Source organism: Pseudomonadota bacterium, assembly GCA_026388275.1.
In the GTDB taxonomy this organism is placed as follows: domain Bacteria; phylum Desulfobacterota; class Syntrophorhabdia; order Syntrophorhabdales; family Syntrophorhabdaceae; genus JAPLKB01.
Genome location: JAPLKB010000061.1, coordinates 1 through 19731 on the forward strand (window position 1 = coordinate 1; position 19731 = coordinate 19731).

Genomic DNA, 19731 nt, shown 5'->3' on the forward strand with positions numbered 1-19731 from the left:
ACAAAAATGGTTTTAAAAAAGGAGGCGGAATTATGAGAGAATTGGAATACGACGGTATAATTATCGGCGCCGGTCCTAACGGGCTTACCGCAGCGGGTTATTTGACAAAGGCAGGCTTGAAGATTGCTATTCTGGAAAGGAGATATGAGATAGGCGGTGGATTAGCCACAGAAAACCTTCTCCTTCCCGGTATGCTTGTAGACAGTCATGCCATTTATCACATGATGGTAGAATATGCTCCACCAATGAGAGATTTCGAACTTGAGACAAAGTATGACCTGCAATGGATCTACCCTGATCTTCAGGTTGTCATGCCTTTTATGGATGGAACCTATATGGCCCTGTACAAGGACCCGGAAAAGACAGCCAAATGTATTGAGAAGTTCTCTATGGCTGATGCAGAATCATTCAGGAATTTCGTAAAAATCACAGACGAAGCCATGGATCTCTTCCTGGCTCCGGCAAGCTATGTGAACCCCATGCCAAGCCTTGAGCAGGTGGCAAAGTTAGAGACTCATCCGACAACGAAATGGGATGACGATCTCGCCGGGTACACACCAAAACAGATAATAGATTCCTGGTTTGAAAACGACAAGGTAAGGACAATGATGCTCTATTGTGCCACTATGTGGGGTCTTGATTATGACCTTGAGGGTCTCGGATACCTTGTACCGCTGATGATAAACCGGGCATGGCATTTCCGTCTTTCTCACATGGGTTCTCACCATATAGCACATCTTATGGGTAAATATATCTCTGAGAACGGCGGCAGGGTAATAAGCGGATGCGAAATAAATAAAATCATTGTTGAGAACAATGAAGCCAAGGGAGTTGAACTTAAAGATGGTACAATTCTCAGGGCAAAGAAGTTTGTGTGCAGCACCCTTAACCCCCATCAGACCTTCTATGACATGGTGGGCAAGGAACATCTCGATCAGGATCTGATCACAAGGCTTGACCAGTGGCATTATTCTGATATGAGCTTTTTCACTACACATCTTGCACTTACAGAGAAACCAAAGTTCAAGATATTCGAAAAGCATCCGGAACTTGAGAATGCACTTATCTATGTAATCGGATATGAAAGCGAGCAGGACCTTGTAGATCACTTTGAAGCATCAAAAAGAGGAGAACTGCATGACGGCGGTTTTAACTGTTGTTTCCCCTCTATTCATGATCCTATCCGTATGCATCGTCATGAAGGCAGCTTTGTCAAACACATTGGTCTTATCTCCCTGGAGTGCGCTCCCTATAATCTGAAAGATGGAGGCCCCCTGGCCTGGAACAAAATGAGAAGACCCTATGCAGAACGCTGCAAAGCCATACTTGAAAAATACGCACCCAATATGAATAAGGATACCATAGTCTGGGACTATATCAGCACACCCCTCGATACGGAAAACAAGTTTCCTGATATGAAGCAGGGTTGCTTTAAACAAGGCGCATACCTTCCGCTGCAGATGGGTTATATGAGGCCCAATGAATACTGCTGCCAGCATGATACTCCCATAAAGAATCTTTACATGGGCGGGGCAAGCACCCACTCAGGCGGCATGATTACCTACGGTCCCGGCTTTAATGCAGCAGAAAAAATTGCTGAAGACCTGAAGATTAAAAAATGGTGGCCTGAACCACGGGGCGTCAAAGAAGCAAGGGATTTAGGGTTATTTTAGCAACTGGAATATAAGGAGGATACCATGTTTATGCGATCAACCGGTTTAGGAAGGACGTTACTCAAGGCTAAAGTTTCAAATATTTTGGCTACGCACATTGTACCAGCCACATTAGAAGAACCTCAGGAAGGGACCACTGAACCCATGCGTATGATTCTGATGATGGAGGTTATTCATCCTGTACACTGGATTGTACGTGGATTTCTGGATCCATCTGATTTGAGGAAGATGATTAAGATAATATTAACGAACCCAATACTCATACTCAAGGGCATAAAGTTCTTTTTTTCAAAAGATCCTGTGTACGGGGACGTATCAGAAGCACATGCACCGGCCCCTAAAGCAGAGGCAGGAAAAGCAGCAAAAGGACCAGGCGCTGTACCTGGACCCGGTACTATACCAACAAGGGCATGAATTTAATGAAGATATAAGAATAAGGAGGGTTTTATGGCAGACAAAAAGTACGATGCGGTTATAGTAGGTGGTGGACACCACGCTACAATCATAGCCTGCTATTTGCAAAGAGCCGGTTTAAAAACGGCTATGTTTGAAAGGTGGCATGAGATGGGTGGTGGCGCCTGCGGCGAAGAATTGCCGGTACCCGGTTTTATTCAGAATGTATGCGCGCATTTTACCAGATTTTATACAAACCCGGCATATAGTGATTTTGACCTGAGAGATCACGGACTGGTCTACCTTTTTCCTGAGAACAATGAGGCGTGGATTTATCCTGACGGGAGCTATATACTGGGCAAGACGATCTTCCCTGTTGTTGATCCTCTTACAGGAAGGGCAGAGTTCTCTCAGGAAGCTGCTGATTATACCATTAAAGAAATCGCAAAAATCAATAAAGATGATGCAAACACTGTTGAAGATGTTATAAGAAGATTTAAAAACAAGTGGAGAAAGGCATTTGGATTGTACCGCTACACGGGCCCGGAAGAATGGGGTAATGGACCTGACCCTCTTGAAGCGCTTTTTGATGACCCGGTTGATGGACTTGATCGTGATATCGCGTTAGGGACAGTTGGTGAAATTGCTACGAAGATGTTCAAGAGTCCTGAAATGCAGACATTTTATATGAGGGCAATTCAGACTTCAAACGGTCTCTTTCCACAGGACAGGCCTGGGCCATATTGGCATATTCATGCCTTGGGTCTCATTCTTTCAGTAGATGCCGCAGCAATCGTAACCGGTGGAACTCATAGTATTACCCATGCACTTCTTCGTGCCTTTGAAAGATACGGCGGTGAATTCTTCGTTCTTAACGAGGTAAAGAGGGTACTGAGTGACAATAAAAAGGCAACCGGAATAGAATTGGTAAACGGCGATAGAATTATGGCCGATATCGTAATTAGTGATTTAAGTATAGAACTTACAATGGACGTGGCTGGTAAGGAAAACTGGCCGGCTGATCTGTGGGCAAGAGGCCAGAAGCTTAAAGAAAAACCCCCTACACTTGATGATAAAGCATATGAGAGAACCCAGCTTCTATGGGGTAATGTTGCCCTAATGGAGGCGCCAAAATATCCTCAGAATCCGGAACTTGGCATGGTCCCGAGATTGTACTTTGGTGAAGCAAACCCCGAGTACTTCCTGAGCGGACAGTACCAGAGGGATCGGTGGGCAAAAGGTATTTCCGACAAGTTGTATCTCCTCGTTGCGCCTGATGTTCAGTGGGACAAGACCCGTGCCCCAGCCGGCAGGTTTGCAGCTCTTGTCGAAGAGTTTACCTGCCCATGGAGGAACTTTTCAGAGAAAGAATGGCTAAAAATGAAAAAGGAGATCGAGTTCAGGATGGTCGAAGAGTGGGGTAAATATGCTCCTAACGTTAATATGGAGAATTTTATATCTGCATGGATCGCCACCCCTGATGATGTAGTAAACAGAAATCCTTGTATGCCACAGGGTGGTTGGGGTGCATTAGATGCCCATTATGAATGCTCCGGAAGGTTGAGACCGTTCCCGGAAATATCCGGATATCGTTTGCCTTTAAAGAATTACTATCTCTGTTCCTCGGCAGCACACTCTGCACATGGTATAGGACGCGGGAGCAGCTATGCATGTTACAAGACTATTGCCAATGATTTTAATCTCAAATATAAACCTTGGGAAGAACGCGGGTGGTAGAAGATTGAAAAAACTTATGATTCAGCAGTGAAAATGTATAACATATGAAACCTCATTCGGAATGCGGCGCATGTCTTGTTCATTGGGTATTTGAAAGGACGGCGCCGTATACCCCTGAAGGTGAAGCAACTCTCCTAGTCAGAAAAATAGTTGGAGTACTGCTCAGCGATGTATCACCAGTAGCTAACGTTGGTTCCCTGTGCAATGGAACAGTCCATGCTGTTTTTTATTCAGCACAAGGGCTTCCCCAACATTATGAGGATCTTAAGCAGAAAAGCAATGAAAATGCAAAAAAGATCCTGCCTGAAGCTATGGAATACATAAATAAAGAAAAAACGCTGGAAGGCAGAATGGCAAAGGCCTGTTTTCTTGCCGCTGCCGCCAATGTTGCCCCTCTGAACGCGCCTTCAAGCCCTTACACTTTTCAAGAAATACGCGATTTGATGCATCACGGAGATGCTGATAAGGCTGTAGTAGGTGACCTTTTCGGGACACTTAAGAATGCCCGCCATGTATTTTATGTAACAGACAATGCAGGTGAAATCGGTTTTGACTCACTTGTTATGCGCCTGATAAAGGATGCTGGTCCCAGGATAACTCTCGTGGTAAAAGAACAGACCTTTTTTGAAGATGCCACCATGGTTGATGCCCGTGCCTTCGGTCTTGATGGGCTTGTTGATGAAATTTTGACTGTTCCCGGTTTTCTGGCACCAAATGAAATGGATGAAGTAACTGAAGCAGCCTTTAAATCGAGTGACCTTGTTATCGCCAAAGGTACAGGAAGTTACGAGGCCTTACGCGGCGAGATACCTGATAAGAAAGCAATTTATATGTTGAAGATAAAATGTAAACCGATTGCAAGAGAATTGGGGATGGATGAAGGAAATATTATTGTAAAAGTTGAATAAAATCTGTATACAATATTTTAATTTTTATGTATTTAAATTCAAAGAAAGGGGGTATACTAATGTTAGATATGAAGGGAAAAGTTGCGATTGTCACCGGTGGCGCTAAAGGACTCGGAAGGGCGTTTTGTGAAGGATTTGCCCGGGAAGGAGTAAAGGTTTTAGCGGTTACCCGTAAAGACATGAAAGGATTGGAAGAAACAGTAAAAGCAGTGAGAGAAGCAGGATCTGAAGCGGAGTATCTCCAAATTGATGTGACATCCAGAGCAGATACAGAGAAAATGGCAAAATTTGCAATGGAGAGATTCGGCCGAATTGATATCCTGGTAAACAATGCGGCATTCTACTATGGTGTTGAACGTAAGGGATTCGACCAAATAAGCGATGAAGAGTGGGACATGATGATGTCAGTAAATGTTAAAGGTTCCTGGCTTCCCACGGTTGCAGTCTTTCCTTTTATGAAGCAGGCAGGAAAAGGGAAGATTATCAATCTCACATCAGAAGTCTTTTTTACTGGTTCCCATGGTTTTGTTCACTATGTGGCAACAAAGGGCGCTATTGTTGGGATGACCAGGGCTCTGGCCATTGAACTCGGGCCGCATAACATCTGTGTCAATGCAGTTGCACCAGGTTTCACAGACACAGAAGCGAGCCGCACAATTGCAGATGTCACAAAGTACGATACATCCAAAACACCTCTAAAAAGACTCGGGGTGGCAGAAGATATCGTAGGAGCTACTATCTTTCTTGCATCAGATTCAGCAGATTTCATAACCGGACAAACCATCCTTGTGGATGGAGGAAAGGCAATGCATTAAAAAAGAGCAATGCACCAAAAAAAATAAAAAAGGGGAGGATTCATGAAGATTTATGATTGTGTTCCAGGTCTTGAGTTTGATGAAAAATTAGATTTTGAGGTTTCGCCGGCTTGGTTTCTGGATGCTACGCACTCTGTCCCGCCATGGACACCTATGTTCGGTTGGTTCTGGATACATTTCTGCAGGCATGGCATGCAGTATGGCGCAGAAAAACTTTCATTACCCACGGTTAAGGGATGGGACTGGAGGTTTAAGGACGGAGGGGGGTATCTTGCACTACTCATAGTAAAGGACCCTGAGGAAAAAAAGGCACGTGAGGAGCGTTTCAAGACTGCAATTATGCCTTTCATCCAGGATTTCAAAGGCCTGTGGGACGGTTTTGTGAAAGAGATTGTGGGTAAGTACGATGCGCTGAAGATCAATCTCGATACAGCCTCCAATATAGATCTTCTGGAGAATTTTGAAGGAACAATTAATGTCTGCATGCGTATGTGGGAAATACACATGTATATGATGTACGGTGTGTATACTGCTTTCGTACTTTTTGAACAGATGACGAGTCAACTTCTCGGCTTTAATGATACAGACCCTCGTTTTCACAAACTCACAAGCGGTTTCGACAATAAGAGTTTCCAGGTAGATAAAGGCCTCTTTGATCTGGCCAATAAAGCTGTAAGTATGGGACTCAAGGATGTATTTATTTCCTCGGCTGCTTCAAATATGAGAAGTGCCCTCAATGCAACGCAGAACGGACAGGAATTTCTCAAAGCCTTTGATGATTTCATGGAAAAAGAAGCAGGGTGGAGACTGGAGAGGATGGCGGAAATCAATGTCCCCACATGGCTCGAGGATCCGACGCCTGCCTTTAATGTGATAAAAATGGCTCTTGAGAAGGGCATTGTCTACAACCTTGAGGAAGAAATGAAGAAACGTGAAGCCGAAAGATTAGCAACGGAAAAAGAGGTGCTTGAAAAAATAGCCCCCGAACAGCGAGGCTGGTTTACGACACTTCTAAGGCTTGCACAGAACTGCGCTTGGTTCAGCGAAGAACATAACCACTATCTTGATCTTTATGCACATGCAATGGTCAGAAGGAGCGTCGTAGGTGTTGGAAAACGCTTTGCAAAATTAGGTACGATCGAAACCACTGATGACATATTTTTCCTGATGCCCGATGAGGTAAGAAAGGCATGCATTAACCCTGACATGTTTAATCTCAGGCCGATTGTAGACCGCAGAAAGGCGGATTGGAAGGAGTGGGGTACAAGAGACAATCCACCAGCATTTATGAAGGAAGGTTTTACTTTTGAGGATGCAATGGGAGGACTTGTGGGATCCATGGATCCTATCGCCCTGAAGGTAGTCGTGGGTACCATGCCTGTAGCAAGACCTGAGCTGAAAGCTGATCTATATGGTGTATGCGGTTCACCCGGTGTAGCTGAGGGTACTGTAAAGGTTATCTGGAAAGAAGAAGAGCTGTCAAAGATCGTTAAGGGTGATATTCTGGTAGCGCCTACTACATCTCCAAGCTGGACTCCTGTTTTTTCATTGCTGGCAGGCGTTGTGGTAGACAGAGGTGCAAGCCTTTCGCATGCCGCTATCGTTGGCAGGGAATTCGGCATACCAGTTGTGATGAATACCTTCGAGGGCAGCAAGATCCTGAAAGACGGGATGAGAATCAGAGTAGACGCAAATATGGGTGCAGTATACATTCTTGACAAGTAGCATTAACAACAAGAGATAAATCGAAAGGAATGCTTCCATTCGATGGATTGGATGAAACTTGAAAGGATGTTTTGAATTTAAGGATCAGAGGGTCCAGGCTCATCGCCTGGCCCCTCGGCCTTTAATCCTTGATTGTGTTTTTGGCCGTACCAATCTGTTCGGGATGGTGGCTTATTAGGAGAGCGCTATGGATATGAAAGAAATATATTGGCTGGACGAACTATCCAAGGATTACAGAGAAGTTGTGGGGAACAAATGTGCAAACCTGGGAGAGCTTATAAAAATCGGCCTTCGTGTGCCTTATGGATTTGCTCTTTCCGTAAAAGCCTATGAAACATTTATGGAACAATCAGGGCTAAAGGAAAAGGTTGACCATATAGTTGAAAAGGAAACAAAGGCAGGTCTTGATGTAGATAAAGAAATTGACAGGATGATAAAAATGAGCGCAACAATAAGGGAGGCTATCGAGGAATGTGAAATGCCCCCGGACATGGCAAGGCAGATCGGTGAATTTTATACGGGGCTTCAAAAGAAGGTTGGCATTCCTGATGTAGCCTGTGCAGTAAGATCAAGCGGGGCTGTAAGTATGCCTGGCCAGATGGAAACCTATCTGAACATAAGCGGTGAGTCTGAGATCATCAGGAATGTGAAGAAGGTTTGGGCAAGCGCCTATACAACACGGGCAATCGTCTTCAGGCTGAAAAGCAACATGCCGATGTCATATGCGCCTATCGGTATTGCGGTGATCATGATGATCGAGGCAAACAGTGCAGGCGTTACTCTGACAGTCCTGCCAAGCGCCGGTGATCTCGATCGTACCATAGTTGAGGGTAACTTTGGTCTTGGAGAAAGTGTTGTCAGTGGTGATATAACGCCTGACTCTTTTATAATAAACAAAATTGATATGGCAATAGAATCAAGATCTGTGGCTGAAAAAACAAAGATGGTTGTCTTTGGAGAAACAGGGACGATAATCGTAGAAATACCTGAAACTCTTAAAAAAACACCTTGTCTTGATGATAATGAAATACTCGAGATAGTAAGGATTGGCAAGGAAGTTGAAAAATATTTCGGTTTCCCCCAGGATATGGAATGGGTAACGGATAAACGGTTTTCTTTTCCTGAAAATATTTTCTGGGTGCAGGCCAGAGCAGCAAAATATACAAAGAAAGAAGCTGGAAAGGATGAAGCTTATGTAGCAGACCTTATGCTTCAACTCTTTAGAAAGTAGGAGGTTCACATTTATATAAAAATGACTTTTTTTAAGGTTAAATCCGGTTAAATGGATGGATTGCGTTCTGAATGCCGATGAGGTCACTGCGAGTTCTGATCCTATAATTTTACCAATTTTTTAATAGGGAGGTATTATGGCTATACTTTTTGTACAACACTGGGGTGTTATGAAGAACAAGGAAAAAGAATATGAAAATTTCATTATGAACACCCATATGCCTGTTATGGAGAAACTGGGACTAAGAGTTGTCGGAGGTTTTTACGTGGTAGTAGGGGCAGGACCACACATAGCCGCCATATCCACAACAGAAAATGTTGAGGATTTCCAAAAAATTGTGACTTCTGCTGAATATACTCAACTTCTTGAACAGCTTTTTCCTCTTATATTGAACTATTCAAGTAGACTCTATGTATCTTATGGTCCAATTGAAGTAAAAAAATACGATATCCAGTTTGGTATGTGGAAATTTAATCAATATTTTGACATTATTCCAGGTATGGTCGATGAATATAAAATATTTGTCCGTGATAAGTTCATTCCAGAAATGGAACGGTTAGGAATAAAGATAACGAATATCTGGAAGGCAGTCATCGGTTCAGGTCCGTTCATTCTTTCTGAAGGCAGTAGCCCTGGCTTACAGGAGATTGCCAAGGCTATCGATACAGATGAATATAGGGCTCTTATGAGAGAATTAAAATCAAAATATATTATGAATTTTCAAAGCAGGATAATGGCTCCAACGAGAAGGGTAGAAATACCATATTTTATAAAAAGTATGACTACAGGATTAAAAAACTTGACTGGAGGAATATAAAATAGCCCCTAAAACATATTCCTACATCTCAGCTTGAACACCCAAATACACCACCACAAAGACGGCCAAAAAATTATTTTTTTGGCCGTCTCCTCCCTTGAAAAATTTCACAAAAAATGGAGTGTTCGATATTCCGATAATAACAAAATGTGACCTGCCTATATTTATAGGCAGGTTCGGCAAGCTTATGAGCAACAAAATTACAGCATGTTTATGTGACAGAAAATTGAAAAGAAATCGAAGAATTATTGCAATATGAATGACCTTTATACTTTTATCTTTTTCATTAAAGTTAGTCAGTAACAAATCGCTCCGGAGGGGCGTGTTTCACTAATACGTTTTTTACAAATGTGGAAAAACCTTGGCTTTCCATCTAATAATATAAAAAGGGGTTTTACAGATAATCAAAGCCGGTAAATGTTTTATTCTGGCAGTTCTATTTTTTTGCATTATTCTTGGACAGGCGCAAGCAAGGGATTTAACGGTAAGTCTGCCTTATATCCCTCCACTTGCAGAGACAAAGGATAAAGGAATTCTCGTTGATCTTGTGAAAGCAATGGCCGAGGAGTATAGAGATGGGAAAATTACCTTGTTAGGTGTTTTTCCTTTTCTGAGATCTCTTGAAAATGTTGAAAAGGGAAAAGCAGATTTTCACATGCCCTACATAACACCTACCAATCCCAATAGAATCCTTTTTCAGTACTCCACCGATGTGATATTCAAGGTTATGTTTATCCTTTGTACAAACAAAAACAATAAAGATATTAGCCCAACAAACTTGAACAAGTACAAAATCGAGACCGATGTGGGCGTTAAGTATATCCTGGATGGCCCGATACCCAATATAGTTGGCTCTCCCAGTCTTGAGTCAAGTGGATATAGGAAGAGTAGACGGCTGGGTAATGGCCATGCCTGAAACAGATATGGGCCTCAAGAAACTCGGGCTTAAGAACATCAAAAGGTGGGAATACAAGAAATTTGACGTGAAGGCGCTGCTGCCTCTCGGTGAAAAAGGCAAAGAGGTGGACAAGATATTGGTCAATATCATAAAGAAGCTGAAAGCAAATGGAAAGTTCGATAAGATCATGGCACCTATCTTGGATCAGAAATATGACAACTGGCAGCCATAAAATGTGACATTATATGCAATGGTTGGAGATCATGTTCTGGTTCTTATCCGCATCAGGTCTGGTCTCCAATCTATACCATATTTTCCAATTAAGATAATTTATCAGTATCGGACTATCTCCAATAAATACGCTCATTACGCTCCGGCAGCTTCATTTACCGGGGCTTGTGTCGCTCCCTCCAACAGCAGAGCTGTCGGAGCCACCCTCTCTCACCCACGAATTGGGCGGGTGACGCTCCACTTCTCGTTCACCATGTGAGCTAAATGAGATGCCTGCCTCACGACGGTTTGCTTGGGGCAACCCGACACTGCTCTGGATTTATATGTAGCCGCCGATTAAAGGATATTACACTGCAAAGGTCGTGTGAATAATTTCGATAAGCTTTTTGGCACTTGGGCTCAACAAGTGTTCTGAAAGAAAAATAAGCTGTACATCTATACATATATTGATATCGGCCATACTCAATATCTTGAGCTGACCTTTCTCTAACTCATTCTTGGCCACTGCCGGGAACATAAGCGCCATGCCTCTGCCTGTTAAAAGATATTTTTTTATCATTTCCAGATTTTCTGCTTCAAAAACAATATGTGGGGTTACCTTGTATTTATCAAAAAATTCCAAAAGAGCCAGCCTCGTAGCAGAACCTTCTCCTGCAACAAGTATGGGCTGCTGCAGCATGTCATCTATTGATATAAGCTTCTGTTGGGCAAGCGGATTCTTGGCACTAACTACAAACTCAATCTTCTCGCTCGATATCGTAAGGGCCGTAATTTTATCATTTATGGGAACCTTGGGGATAATGCCTATATTATCTTTGAATTGCATTATCTTTTCAATGATTTCATATGAAGTACCTTCGGTAATGCTTATCTGTATATTCGGATAATGATCGCTAAAAATGTTTATCAACAATGGTAGGTATGTTTGGGAAAGAGACCTTGATGCGCCAATACGTAACACACCCCTGCCTCCACTATTATATGATGATAGAACATTTTCACATTCCTTTGACTTAGTATATATTTCCTCGGCTATGGGGAGGATCTCTTTGCCAACATCGGTAAGTTGGAGCTGCTTACCCGTGTTTATAAAAAGCTTCGCACCGAATTGTCTTTCCAGGCATTTTATTTTGGTGGTTACTGCAGGTTGTGTAAGGAACAATTGTAATGCTGCGTTGCTGAAACTCCTTTCCTTTGCTACAAAGAAAAAAGCTATAAGGTTATCGAGATTTATCTTTATGTTTTCCATGAAATATTATCATACCAGATTTTTAGAAAAAATAAATATATATAATATCCAAAAAAGATTCCTCAGCTATTAATCAAAAAATGTCATCTTCGCTCTTAAATAAGAACTTGTATGTTCCTGACAAAGTATTGATTTATGCACGTGCCGGTTATTATTGCATCTGATATCCCGAAAATTGCTTCTATCTACTACCCTACCCTTCTTTAATGCAGCCCTTTTGCCTGTCATAGCTTGATAAAAACAGATCCATATAAATATAAAGGAATAATTGTAAAAAATATTTGTATTTCCTGTTTCATAACGTTACAATCGATGTATTCAGAGATGCTTGAAACTGCCTTGCATAATGATAAATCGAATTAAATATATAGAATAATGTTTAATCGAAAACTCTCCTATTTTATTACGCTTTTGTTGGTCGGCGGCATTGGCGGGATTATTGCCCAGACAGTCCTTCTGAGAGAACTGCTGATTCTCTTCTCAGGAAATGAATTCTCCATTGGCGTTATCATAGGGTCCTGGGTCATCTGGGAGGCCATTGGGTCTTTCTTCGGGGGGAGATTGAATAAAAACAATAGTATGAAGGCCCTCATATTATCAATAATCCTGTTTTCAGTATCTTTTCCAGTGAGCATATACGTCACGAGAATATTTAAAACAGTTGCCGGCATCGATCCTGGTGTGGGAATAGGATTATTGCCGACATTCTATTTCTCCGTCATTATTTTCCTGCCTACAGGCTTTCTTCATGGTCTTTTTTTTACAAGCGCCTGTTCAACTCACAATGAAATCACAGGAGAAGGCGCTGTTTCAACGGGAAAGGTCTACTTTATCGAAATGCTCGGAACAATTGTCGGGGGTCTGACAGTTAATTATCTGCTTATCATTTATTATAACTCTTTTCAGATAGCTATTGGAGTTACCATTGTTAGTACGTTGGTATGTTCATTCTTCTCTTTTTCAACAGGTCTTTCAAAAAATCGCATCATCACAACCCTTTCAATATGTTTGTTTATTGTCTCAGGTGTACTTCTGGCAGGCAACGGAACAGAGAAGATAAACAACCTTGCCTTGAAAAAACAATGGCCTGATCAGAACATGATATACTACGGGAACTCCCATTATCAAAACATCGTCGTTACTCAGAATGACAGTCAATATACCTTTTTCTCCAATGGTATCCCTGCCCTCACAACGCCAATTCCCGACATCACCTTTGTGGAAGAATTTGTGCATTTTCCTATGCTTGCGCATCCTTTACCGGAAAACATACTCATCATAGGCGCTGGTGCAGGTGGCATCATAAATGAGTTGCTTAAATATCCCAGTGTGAAAAATATAGATTATGTTGAAAGGGACCCAATGCTGCTAACAGTCATCCGAATTTTTTCCACTCCGCTGACGCAGAGGGAACTGAATAACCCCCTTGTTAATCTCTATTATATTGACGGAAAGCGTTTTTTAACAGAAATGGCGAAAAAATACGATATGATATTCCTTGGCTTGCCCCCACCTTACACGCTTCAGACAAACAGGTTCTTCACAAAGGAATTTTTTGCAGCAGCAAAGGCAAGATTAAATGATAATGGTATATTTACAATAACTTTGACAGGTTCTCTCACATATTACAGCAAGGAATTGAAGGAACTTAACGTAAGTATTATACATACCATTAAAACTGTTTTCTCTCATGTATATATACTGCCGGGCGATTTCAACCTTTTTATGGCATCAGAAGCCCCGGAGATTGCCCTAATCTCCCCTGCCCTTCTTTATGGCAGGCTTAAGGAATACGGGATAAAGACATACCTAATCACTTTATCACATTTGAACTACCGCTTTAAAGAAAATTGGCGTAATTGGTTTCAATCCAACATAGAGGGCACAACAGCTTCGCTTAATAAAGATTTTTCTCCGAAGGGGCTTTTTTATCATGTTACATACATCAACCTGCTCTTTTCCCCGTATCTGAAAACATTTTTCGATTTTGTAAAGCGGATTAACATCATTGTTTCCATTGTATTCGTAGCATCACTTTTTCTGACGTTCTTTCTGCTTCAGAGAAAATATAGCGGGGCAGCAATTATTTATACCATTGCGACTACCGGCTTTACCGCGATGATCCTTGAGTTGATCCTCCTCTTTAGTTTTCAGATATTTTATGGTTATATTTTCCATGAAATCGGCATTCTAATAACAGCCTTCATGGTAGGCATGGCTACCGGCAGCCTCATTGTCATACTTTTCCTGGACCATATCAAAAAGACATTTCTCACTTTCATTTATACAGAGGCAATAATTGCTCTATTTTGCTTTATTCTTTTCCTGGTATTTCTTTTTCTTGATTCTGCCATCACTTTTAGCCCCCTATTCATACGGGCAATGTTTTTCTTCTTTTTATTTATATCAGGTGCTTTGGCCGGTATGGAATTTCCCCTGGCAAACAAGGTGTATCATACAATCAGTGTAGGCAGAACTGCCGGGGTTTTATACGGCGCAGACCTTCTTGGCGGTTGGATCGGAGGGATTACGGGCGGGGTGATACTACTTCCCGTGCTTGGCTTGTTGAATGGGTGTATCGTACTTATCACATTAAAAATAAGCAGCTTAGTGCTATTGTTAACAACATACAAAAAGTAGTATAATTTATCGTACGTTATGCTAAGCAGACGGACCTTCATAAAAATAGCCTGTATTACCCCGCTTATTTTGAACACAAAACCGGAGATCCTCTCCGGCAGTAATGGTAATCCTTTAAAAGAAGCCCTGTATTATGAAAAATATGATGAAAAAAAGCAGGTTGTATGGTGCCAGCTTTGTCCGAGAGGATGCACCATCCCGGAAGGCGGTTCAGGCTTCTGCCGTGCAAGAAAAAATATAAAGGGAAAGCTCTACTCACTCGGATATGCCCTACCTTGCGCCATCCATATTGACCCTATTGAAAAGAAACCTTTTTTTAATGTGCTCCCCAGAAGTCTCAGCCTTTCCATCGCCAGCGCTGGTTGCAACCTGAGATGTAAATTCTGTCAGAACTGGCAGATATCACAGTCCTCCCCCCTTGAAACTGAAAACCGTTACAGTCCGCCTGATAACATTGCCTCCATGGCAAAGGCAAACAACTGCAAAAGCATTGCCTATACATATACCGAACCGACAAACTTTTTCGAATACATGCTTGATACAGCAAGGGCAGCAAAAAGTAAGGGCATCCTGAACGTATCTCATTCAAACGGTTATATAAATCCGGAACCGTTAAAAGAGCTTTGCAAATATCTTAATGCGGTAAATATTGATCTAAAAGGATTTAGTCAGGATTTTTACAACAAGGTCTGTGAGGCAGAGCTTGACCCTGTCCTGGAAACGATAAAAACATTAAAAAAATCCGGAATATGGGTAGAGATTACCAACCTTGTGATTCCAGGTTACAATGATGATCCGAAGATGATTACAAAGATGTGTGAATGGTTAAAAAACAATACCGGAATTGATACGCCTGTGCATTTTTCACGGTTTTACCCAATGTATAAACTTACAGGCGTCTCTCCTACTCCTGTGAGCACGCTTGAAAAGGCAAGAGAAGCTGCATTAAAAACAGGTCTGCACTACGTTTATATCGGGAATGTTCCAGGACACCCAGGGGAAAACACTTACTGTCCAAAATGCAGGAAAATAGTAATTAAGAGGGCCGGATACAGCATGCTGGAAAACAATATGAAATCAGGGAAGTGTAAATTTTGCGATGAAAAGATAGGGGGCATATGGAACGCTTAAGAACAATTTTTAATTTTGAATTATTAATTTTTAATTTTAAAAACATTAGAATAACAGCGTTTATTATATGTTTATTCCTTTCCCCTACTTTGGCTATGGCTGATGAAGGATCACAAAAAGTAAGAAAACAGGTTTATGCCGGTTCTTTTTATCCGGCAGATAAAGGTATGCTTGAAAAGAAAATAGACAGCTTTTTAAAAGAAGCAGAGTCAAAATGTGAAAAGATAAATGCTCCTTTGATGGGCATTGTGGTCCCCCATGCTGGTTATGAATATTCCGGTCAAGTTGCCGCATATGCATACAGTCAATTGAAAGGCAGGTCCTATAAAACAGTCATTATTATAGGTTCAAGCCACAGAATGCCCTTCAGAGGTATTTCCATCTACCCTTCCGGCACATGGGCAACACCCCTGGGCAAGGTGGAGGTAGATCAGAAGGCAGCACAAACAATTATGGAGCAGTGCAAGGCCATCAAGGTCTTTTCTCCTGCATTTGAACAGGAACATTCCCTTGAGGTCCAGTTGCCCTTTTTACAAAAAACATTAAAATCCTTCAGGATCGTTCCATTACTTATCGGGTCAATTGATACTAATGATTACAAAACACTTTCCTATGCACTCGTGAAGATGCTGAAACAAAACCCGAAAGACACACTTATCGTCGTTTCATCGGACATGTCTCATTATCACACATACAATAAAGCAAATCGGATGGATGAGCCTGCATTAAAGGAAATAGAGGCGCTTAATACGGATAGGCTACTTGATGGTTTAAATAATGGAGGGTATGAGTTGTGCGGTGCCCAGGGGGTCATTGCTTTACTGATGACATCAAAAGCGCTGAATGCCGAAGCAAAGACTCTGCATTATGCCAATTCCGGGGATGTTACTGGAGATAAGGATCGCGTTGTCGGGTACGGTGCGGTCGCCTTCTATTGTCCTGTCGACAGCCATGCACTCAATAAAAAAGAACAAAAAATACTCCTTATGATCGCAAGAAAAACCATGGATGAGTATATTGCAAATGGGAATATCCCAAGATTCCAGATAAAGAAGGACAGGCTGCTTGAGAAGAGAGGCGCCTTTGTTACACTCACAAAAAAAGGTGAGCTGAGAGGATGCATAGGGTCTATTGTGGCCGTTGAACAACTCTATAAGACAGTTTCGGAAATGGCCGTTGCAGCTTCAAGCAGAGATCCCCGTTTCCAGCCTGTTTCCAGTAATGAACTAAAAGACATCCACATTGAAATATCTGTTCTAAGCCCGTTAAAACTGATTAACAGCCCGGATGAAGTTGAAACAGGAAAACATGGGCTATATATAACCAGAGAAAATTACTCGGGACTTCTACTCCCGCAAGTTGCAACAGAGCAGAGGTGGAACAGGGAAGAGTTCCTGAAACAGACGTGCCGTAAGGCCGGTCTACCCACGAATGCCTGGAAAGAAAAGGGAACAAATATCTATACCTTCACGGCTCAGATCTTTTCAGAGTGAAGAAATACTATCTAAGATGAAGACTAATCTGTTATAATTTGTTAATGAAATACAAGAGGGGTTTTAAGTGAGAATAGGATGTTTTCAATTATACGATCCTGTACCGGAGTGTAACGAACCATACGTCCTGGCCACATTTCAGCCATGGATTGATGTTAACAATGTCGGAAGTATGATCCTGAACGAATTGGAGACACGATTCGGGGCAACAGAATTTGGGACACTATTCAAACCAGGCCACTTTTACGACTTTACAAGATACCGGCCTACTATCCACCTTGAAGATGGTATTCGTGATCTGTTAATTCCAAATACAACAATTAACCATGTAAGAAGAGAAGGAGAAAATGACCTTCTTCTGCTTCGTCTCCTGGAACCCCATGCCAATTCGGAGTTTTATATCAGTTCTGTTTTGAAGCTTTTAAAAAAATTCAAAGCAAAGAAATATATCATCCTGGGGAGCATGTATGACACAGTGCCTCACACCAGGCCTTTACTAATCAGCGGATATGGGATGGGAGAAACAGCGCTTCAGGATTTGAAAAAAGCAGGTGTCTTACCTATTGCCTATCACGGACCTTCAACTATTTTAAATCTAATCACAAAAGAAGCATCAGAATCAGGGATTGAAGCAATCGTGCTAATTGTATCTTTGCCCCAATACGTTGTATTAGGAGAGGATTATCTGGGGAAAGTCAGACTCATGGAAATACTGAACATGCTGTACAACATCCCTGTGGATAAAGAAGATTTCGAAAGGGCTCTGGAGCAGCGTAATATGATAAATGAAAGAATGGAAAATTCCCCGGAGATTAAAATGCTCCTGCCGCAGCTTGAAAACATGTATGATATACGGATCAAAGCAATGGAAACAGAGGGCACCGCTCAACTGACCCCTGAAATGGAAGAAAACCTTTGGAAAGCAATAGGAAAAGATATCGGGAAAGCATAGATCTTATTTATCGCTTTCGTCCGACAAATTATCGATGCCTACTATGTCGGTTGTTCCAACATAGTTCTTCACCTGATATTTTCTTAATGTCATCAGCTTTCGTGTTATTTCGCCCATCCGGATAATCTGTTTTTTTATATTTTCAAGTCTTTTTGATTGTTCATCATTGGCCTTGTCCCCAAACATCAAAATCTCTGTCTCGCCTATGATAACCTGAAATGGCTGATTCAATTCATGGCATACTGCGTCGGCCATCTCAAGGGCGCTTTTAAGTTTTTCATTTTCAAATCTTTCTTCTTCCATTTGTTTGCGGATTTTAATATCAGTATGTGTACCGATAACCCGCATCGGTTTGCCATCCTGCGTCCTGCTGATGACCTTGCCGCGGTTCAGAATCCACTTGTATTTACCATCTTTGCACTTTAATCGATGCTCGCTGCTATATACAGACGATTCTCCTTCAAAATGTTTATTGATTTCAGCGTACACATGTTCCCTGTCATTCGGATGTAAACGCTTGTCCCACTCATCAAACGTATCTCCTATTTCATCATCTGAAAAACCAAGCATTTCCTTCCATTGACTTGAAAAATAAACCTTGTTTGTTTCTGCATTCCAGTCCCATACACCATCACCTGATCCTTCCAGAGCAAATTGCCAGCGTTCTTCACTCTCACGCAGTTCCATTGTCCGCTGTCGGACAATCGCCTCAATCCGATAACGTTGTGATAAAAGCTGAAACAAATAAAAAACCATTAAGATTGTAAGGATAAAACCTGCTACAAATACATAAATATACATTATGTTAGTATTTTTGGAAATAAAGGCCTGGTTAGGATAAATGTCAAAATACCAGATACGTCCTGCAAATAAAATGTTCTGTGTATAGTTCAAGTCCGGATCGTTTATTGGTTCAATCAATCCAAGCCTCGAGGTATGTGAATATAATAATTGTTTCTCCGATGGAACAGTGCTGTCAAAAATCTGGAATGGAAGTCCTGTAAATGCTGTATTTTTGAGAGTCTTTTTTATCAGATCTTCTATTTTAAACATTCCTACTACAAAACCTTTTATATTTTTTCGACGTTCTTTTATGGTTGTTGTGTCCACTTCCTTCTTGTAAACAGGCAAAAAAACCAGAATGCCTTACTGATTTTCCTGCTCCTGTGCAAGCATGATACATTCCGTTGCAACCGGCTTGCCTATGTCACGGGCCAACTCCAGTGCTGAGAAACATTCCCGATTTGACGCCATATTAAAACCAATAATACTCTTATCCTCTAAGAATGTTTCCATGTAATACACAGGATAGTATTGATCATGATCAACAGCCCTGACTAACCTTTTATTTTCGTTAAATTCCGTTAAACGGAATCCTTTAATTCCATCTTTTTGAGCTGCAATTTCAAATGATTTTCTTTGTGAGTGTTCCACTCGCGGAATCCAAGAAATCGACACGAATTCGGACTTTTCAAGAATAGGCAATACAAAATTATTAAACTATGTCTTTGTAATAGAAGATGTGGTTTTAAAAAATCGGCATATCGCGTCAAGCTCCCGCAAATTATCCGAAAGACCATCCTCGATGAGGTTGACTCGTTCTGAGGCACCTATATTGAACTTTTCTATCAAAACCTTTTTGGTCTGGTTTTTTAAATACCATGAAAAATCGAAGCATATCGCAAATCCTGAAACAGCTATGAGAACTATAGTCAACAATTCCCTCCATGTAAATAGAAAAAAATAGTTGAAGTTAGCATGTTTATTGACTATTTTTCCGTTTCCGTCTCCCATGCCTTTGCCCTGATGCTTGTCCATTGGCTTATTCTATTCTTCAT

The 19731-nt window shown here is 41.5% G+C and carries 17 protein-coding genes and 1 pseudogene; 14 read left to right on the forward strand and 4 right to left on the reverse strand.

Annotated elements, in window-relative coordinates:
- From NT010_15000 to NT010_15045, 10 genes are all read left to right on the forward strand, one after another.
- A partial coding sequence (locus NT010_15000) for an NAD(P)/FAD-dependent oxidoreductase (protein ID MCX5807348.1) occupies positions 1-1673 on the forward strand: 1673 nt, incomplete at its 5' end.
- A 24-nt stretch (positions 1674-1697) separates the two neighbouring features.
- Positions 1698-2087, forward strand: coding sequence for a hypothetical protein (locus NT010_15005; protein ID MCX5807349.1), 390 nt, complete (start codon positions 1698-1700; stop codon positions 2085-2087).
- A gap of 33 nt (positions 2088-2120) precedes the next feature.
- A complete protein-coding gene (locus NT010_15010; GenBank protein MCX5807350.1) occupies positions 2121-3803 on the forward strand; it encodes an NAD(P)/FAD-dependent oxidoreductase in 1683 nt (560 codons plus the stop codon).
- A gap of 44 nt (positions 3804-3847) precedes the next feature.
- Complete coding sequence (locus NT010_15015; GenBank protein ID MCX5807351.1) at positions 3848-4711, forward strand: ARMT1-like domain-containing protein; 864 nt, start codon at positions 3848-3850, stop codon at positions 4709-4711.
- Positions 4712-4770: 59 nt separating this feature from the next.
- Positions 4771-5526 carry an SDR family oxidoreductase gene (locus tag NT010_15020; GenBank protein MCX5807352.1) on the forward strand — a complete coding sequence of 252 codons (756 nt, stop codon included), beginning with the start codon at positions 4771-4773 and terminating at the stop codon, positions 5524-5526.
- Positions 5527-5568: 42 nt separating this feature from the next.
- Positions 5569-7251, forward strand: coding sequence for a PEP-utilizing enzyme (locus tag NT010_15025; protein MCX5807353.1), 1683 nt, complete (start codon positions 5569-5571; stop codon positions 7249-7251).
- A 187-nt stretch (positions 7252-7438) separates the two neighbouring features.
- Complete coding sequence (locus NT010_15030) at positions 7439-8482, forward strand: PEP/pyruvate-binding domain-containing protein (protein ID MCX5807354.1); 1044 nt, start codon at positions 7439-7441, stop codon at positions 8480-8482.
- 136 nt (positions 8483-8618) lie between these two features.
- Positions 8619-9299, forward strand: a complete 681-nt coding sequence (locus tag NT010_15035) for a hypothetical protein (protein MCX5807355.1) — start codon at positions 8619-8621, stop codon at positions 9297-9299.
- A gap of 547 nt (positions 9300-9846) precedes the next feature.
- Complete coding sequence (locus NT010_15040; GenBank protein ID MCX5807356.1) at positions 9847-10215, forward strand: hypothetical protein; 369 nt, start codon at positions 9847-9849, stop codon at positions 10213-10215.
- Positions 10208-10429 carry a hypothetical protein gene (locus tag NT010_15045; GenBank protein MCX5807357.1) on the forward strand — a complete coding sequence of 74 codons (222 nt, stop codon included), beginning with the start codon at positions 10208-10210 and terminating at the stop codon, positions 10427-10429. The genes NT010_15040 and NT010_15045 overlap by 8 nt, the downstream gene beginning before the upstream one ends.
- A 345-nt stretch (positions 10430-10774) precedes the next feature.
- On the opposite strand, the gene NT010_15050 is transcribed toward NT010_15045, so the two are convergent.
- On the reverse strand, positions 10775-11677 hold the full coding sequence (locus NT010_15050) for a LysR family transcriptional regulator (protein MCX5807358.1): 903 nt from the start codon (positions 11675-11677) through the stop codon (positions 10775-10777).
- Positions 11678-12052: 375 nt separating this feature from the next.
- Here NT010_15050 and NT010_15055 point away from each other — a divergent pair, with 375 nt between their 5' ends.
- The 4 genes from NT010_15055 to NT010_15070 all read left to right on the forward strand — a co-directional run bounded on the left by NT010_15055 (position 12053) and on the right by NT010_15070 (position 17893).
- Positions 12053-14317 (forward strand): methyltransferase, encoded by a 2265-nt coding sequence (locus tag NT010_15055; GenBank protein MCX5807359.1) that lies wholly within the window; start codon positions 12053-12055, stop codon positions 14315-14317.
- A gap of 18 nt (positions 14318-14335) precedes the next feature.
- Positions 14336-15448 carry an AmmeMemoRadiSam system radical SAM enzyme gene (gene amrS, locus NT010_15060; GenBank protein MCX5807360.1) on the forward strand — a complete coding sequence of 371 codons (1113 nt, stop codon included), beginning with the start codon at positions 14336-14338 and terminating at the stop codon, positions 15446-15448.
- Positions 15436-16941: an AmmeMemoRadiSam system protein B gene (amrB, locus tag NT010_15065; protein MCX5807361.1), complete on the forward strand. Its 1506-nt coding sequence runs from the start codon at positions 15436-15438 to the stop codon at positions 16939-16941. Before amrS ends, amrB begins: the two co-directional genes overlap by 13 nt.
- A 67-nt stretch (positions 16942-17008) precedes the next feature.
- Positions 17009-17893, forward strand: coding sequence for a PAC2 family protein (locus tag NT010_15070; GenBank protein ID MCX5807362.1), 885 nt, complete (start codon positions 17009-17011; stop codon positions 17891-17893).
- A 3-nt stretch (positions 17894-17896) separates the two neighbouring features.
- On the opposite strand, the gene NT010_15075 is transcribed toward NT010_15070, so the two are convergent.
- The 3 genes and pseudogenes from NT010_15075 to NT010_15085 all read right to left on the reverse strand — a co-directional run bounded on the left by NT010_15075 (position 17897) and on the right by NT010_15085 (position 19711).
- Positions 17897-18580 (reverse strand): PAS domain-containing protein, encoded by a 684-nt coding sequence (locus tag NT010_15075; protein MCX5807363.1) that lies wholly within the window; start codon positions 18578-18580, stop codon positions 17897-17899.
- 267 nt (positions 18581-18847) lie between these two features.
- Positions 18848-19378, reverse strand: a pseudogene (locus tag NT010_15080) (CHASE domain-containing protein).
- Between the two features lie 15 nt (positions 19379-19393).
- Positions 19394-19711 carry a hypothetical protein gene (locus tag NT010_15085; protein ID MCX5807364.1) on the reverse strand — a complete coding sequence of 106 codons (318 nt, stop codon included), beginning with the start codon at positions 19709-19711 and terminating at the stop codon, positions 19394-19396.
- Between the last annotated feature and the right edge of the window lie 20 nt (positions 19712-19731).

Excerpts from the sequence above, each read along its gene's own strand:
- NT010_15075 (MCX5807363.1), bottom strand. The coding sequence starts at position 18,580 with ATGGAACTGCGTGAGAGTGAAGAACGCTGGCAATTTGCTCTGGAAGGA.
- NT010_15030 (MCX5807354.1), top strand. The coding sequence starts at position 7,439 with ATGGATATGAAAGAAATATATTGGCTGGACGAACTATCCAAGGATTAC.
- amrB (MCX5807361.1), top strand. The coding sequence starts at position 15,436 with ATGGAACGCTTAAGAACAATTTTTAATTTTGAATTATTAATTTTTAAT.
- NT010_15005 (MCX5807349.1), top strand. The coding sequence starts at position 1,698 with ATGTTTATGCGATCAACCGGTTTAGGAAGGACGTTACTCAAGGCTAAA.
- amrS (MCX5807360.1), top strand. The coding sequence starts at position 14,336 with ATGCTAAGCAGACGGACCTTCATAAAAATAGCCTGTATTACCCCGCTT.
- NT010_15055 (MCX5807359.1), top strand. The coding sequence starts at position 12,053 with ATGTTTAATCGAAAACTCTCCTATTTTATTACGCTTTTGTTGGTCGGC.
- NT010_15010 (MCX5807350.1), top strand. The coding sequence starts at position 2,121 with ATGGCAGACAAAAAGTACGATGCGGTTATAGTAGGTGGTGGACACCAC.
- NT010_15035 (MCX5807355.1), top strand. The coding sequence starts at position 8,619 with ATGGCTATACTTTTTGTACAACACTGGGGTGTTATGAAGAACAAGGAA.
- NT010_15020 (MCX5807352.1), top strand. The coding sequence starts at position 4,771 with ATGTTAGATATGAAGGGAAAAGTTGCGATTGTCACCGGTGGCGCTAAA.
- NT010_15015 (MCX5807351.1), top strand. The coding sequence starts at position 3,848 with ATGAAACCTCATTCGGAATGCGGCGCATGTCTTGTTCATTGGGTATTT.
- NT010_15050 (MCX5807358.1), bottom strand. The coding sequence starts at position 11,677 with ATGGAAAACATAAAGATAAATCTCGATAACCTTATAGCTTTTTTCTTT.
- NT010_15045 (MCX5807357.1), top strand. The coding sequence starts at position 10,208 with ATGCCTGAAACAGATATGGGCCTCAAGAAACTCGGGCTTAAGAACATC.
- NT010_15025 (MCX5807353.1), top strand. The coding sequence starts at position 5,569 with ATGAAGATTTATGATTGTGTTCCAGGTCTTGAGTTTGATGAAAAATTA.
- NT010_15085 (MCX5807364.1), bottom strand. The coding sequence starts at position 19,711 with ATGGACAAGCATCAGGGCAAAGGCATGGGAGACGGAAACGGAAAAATA.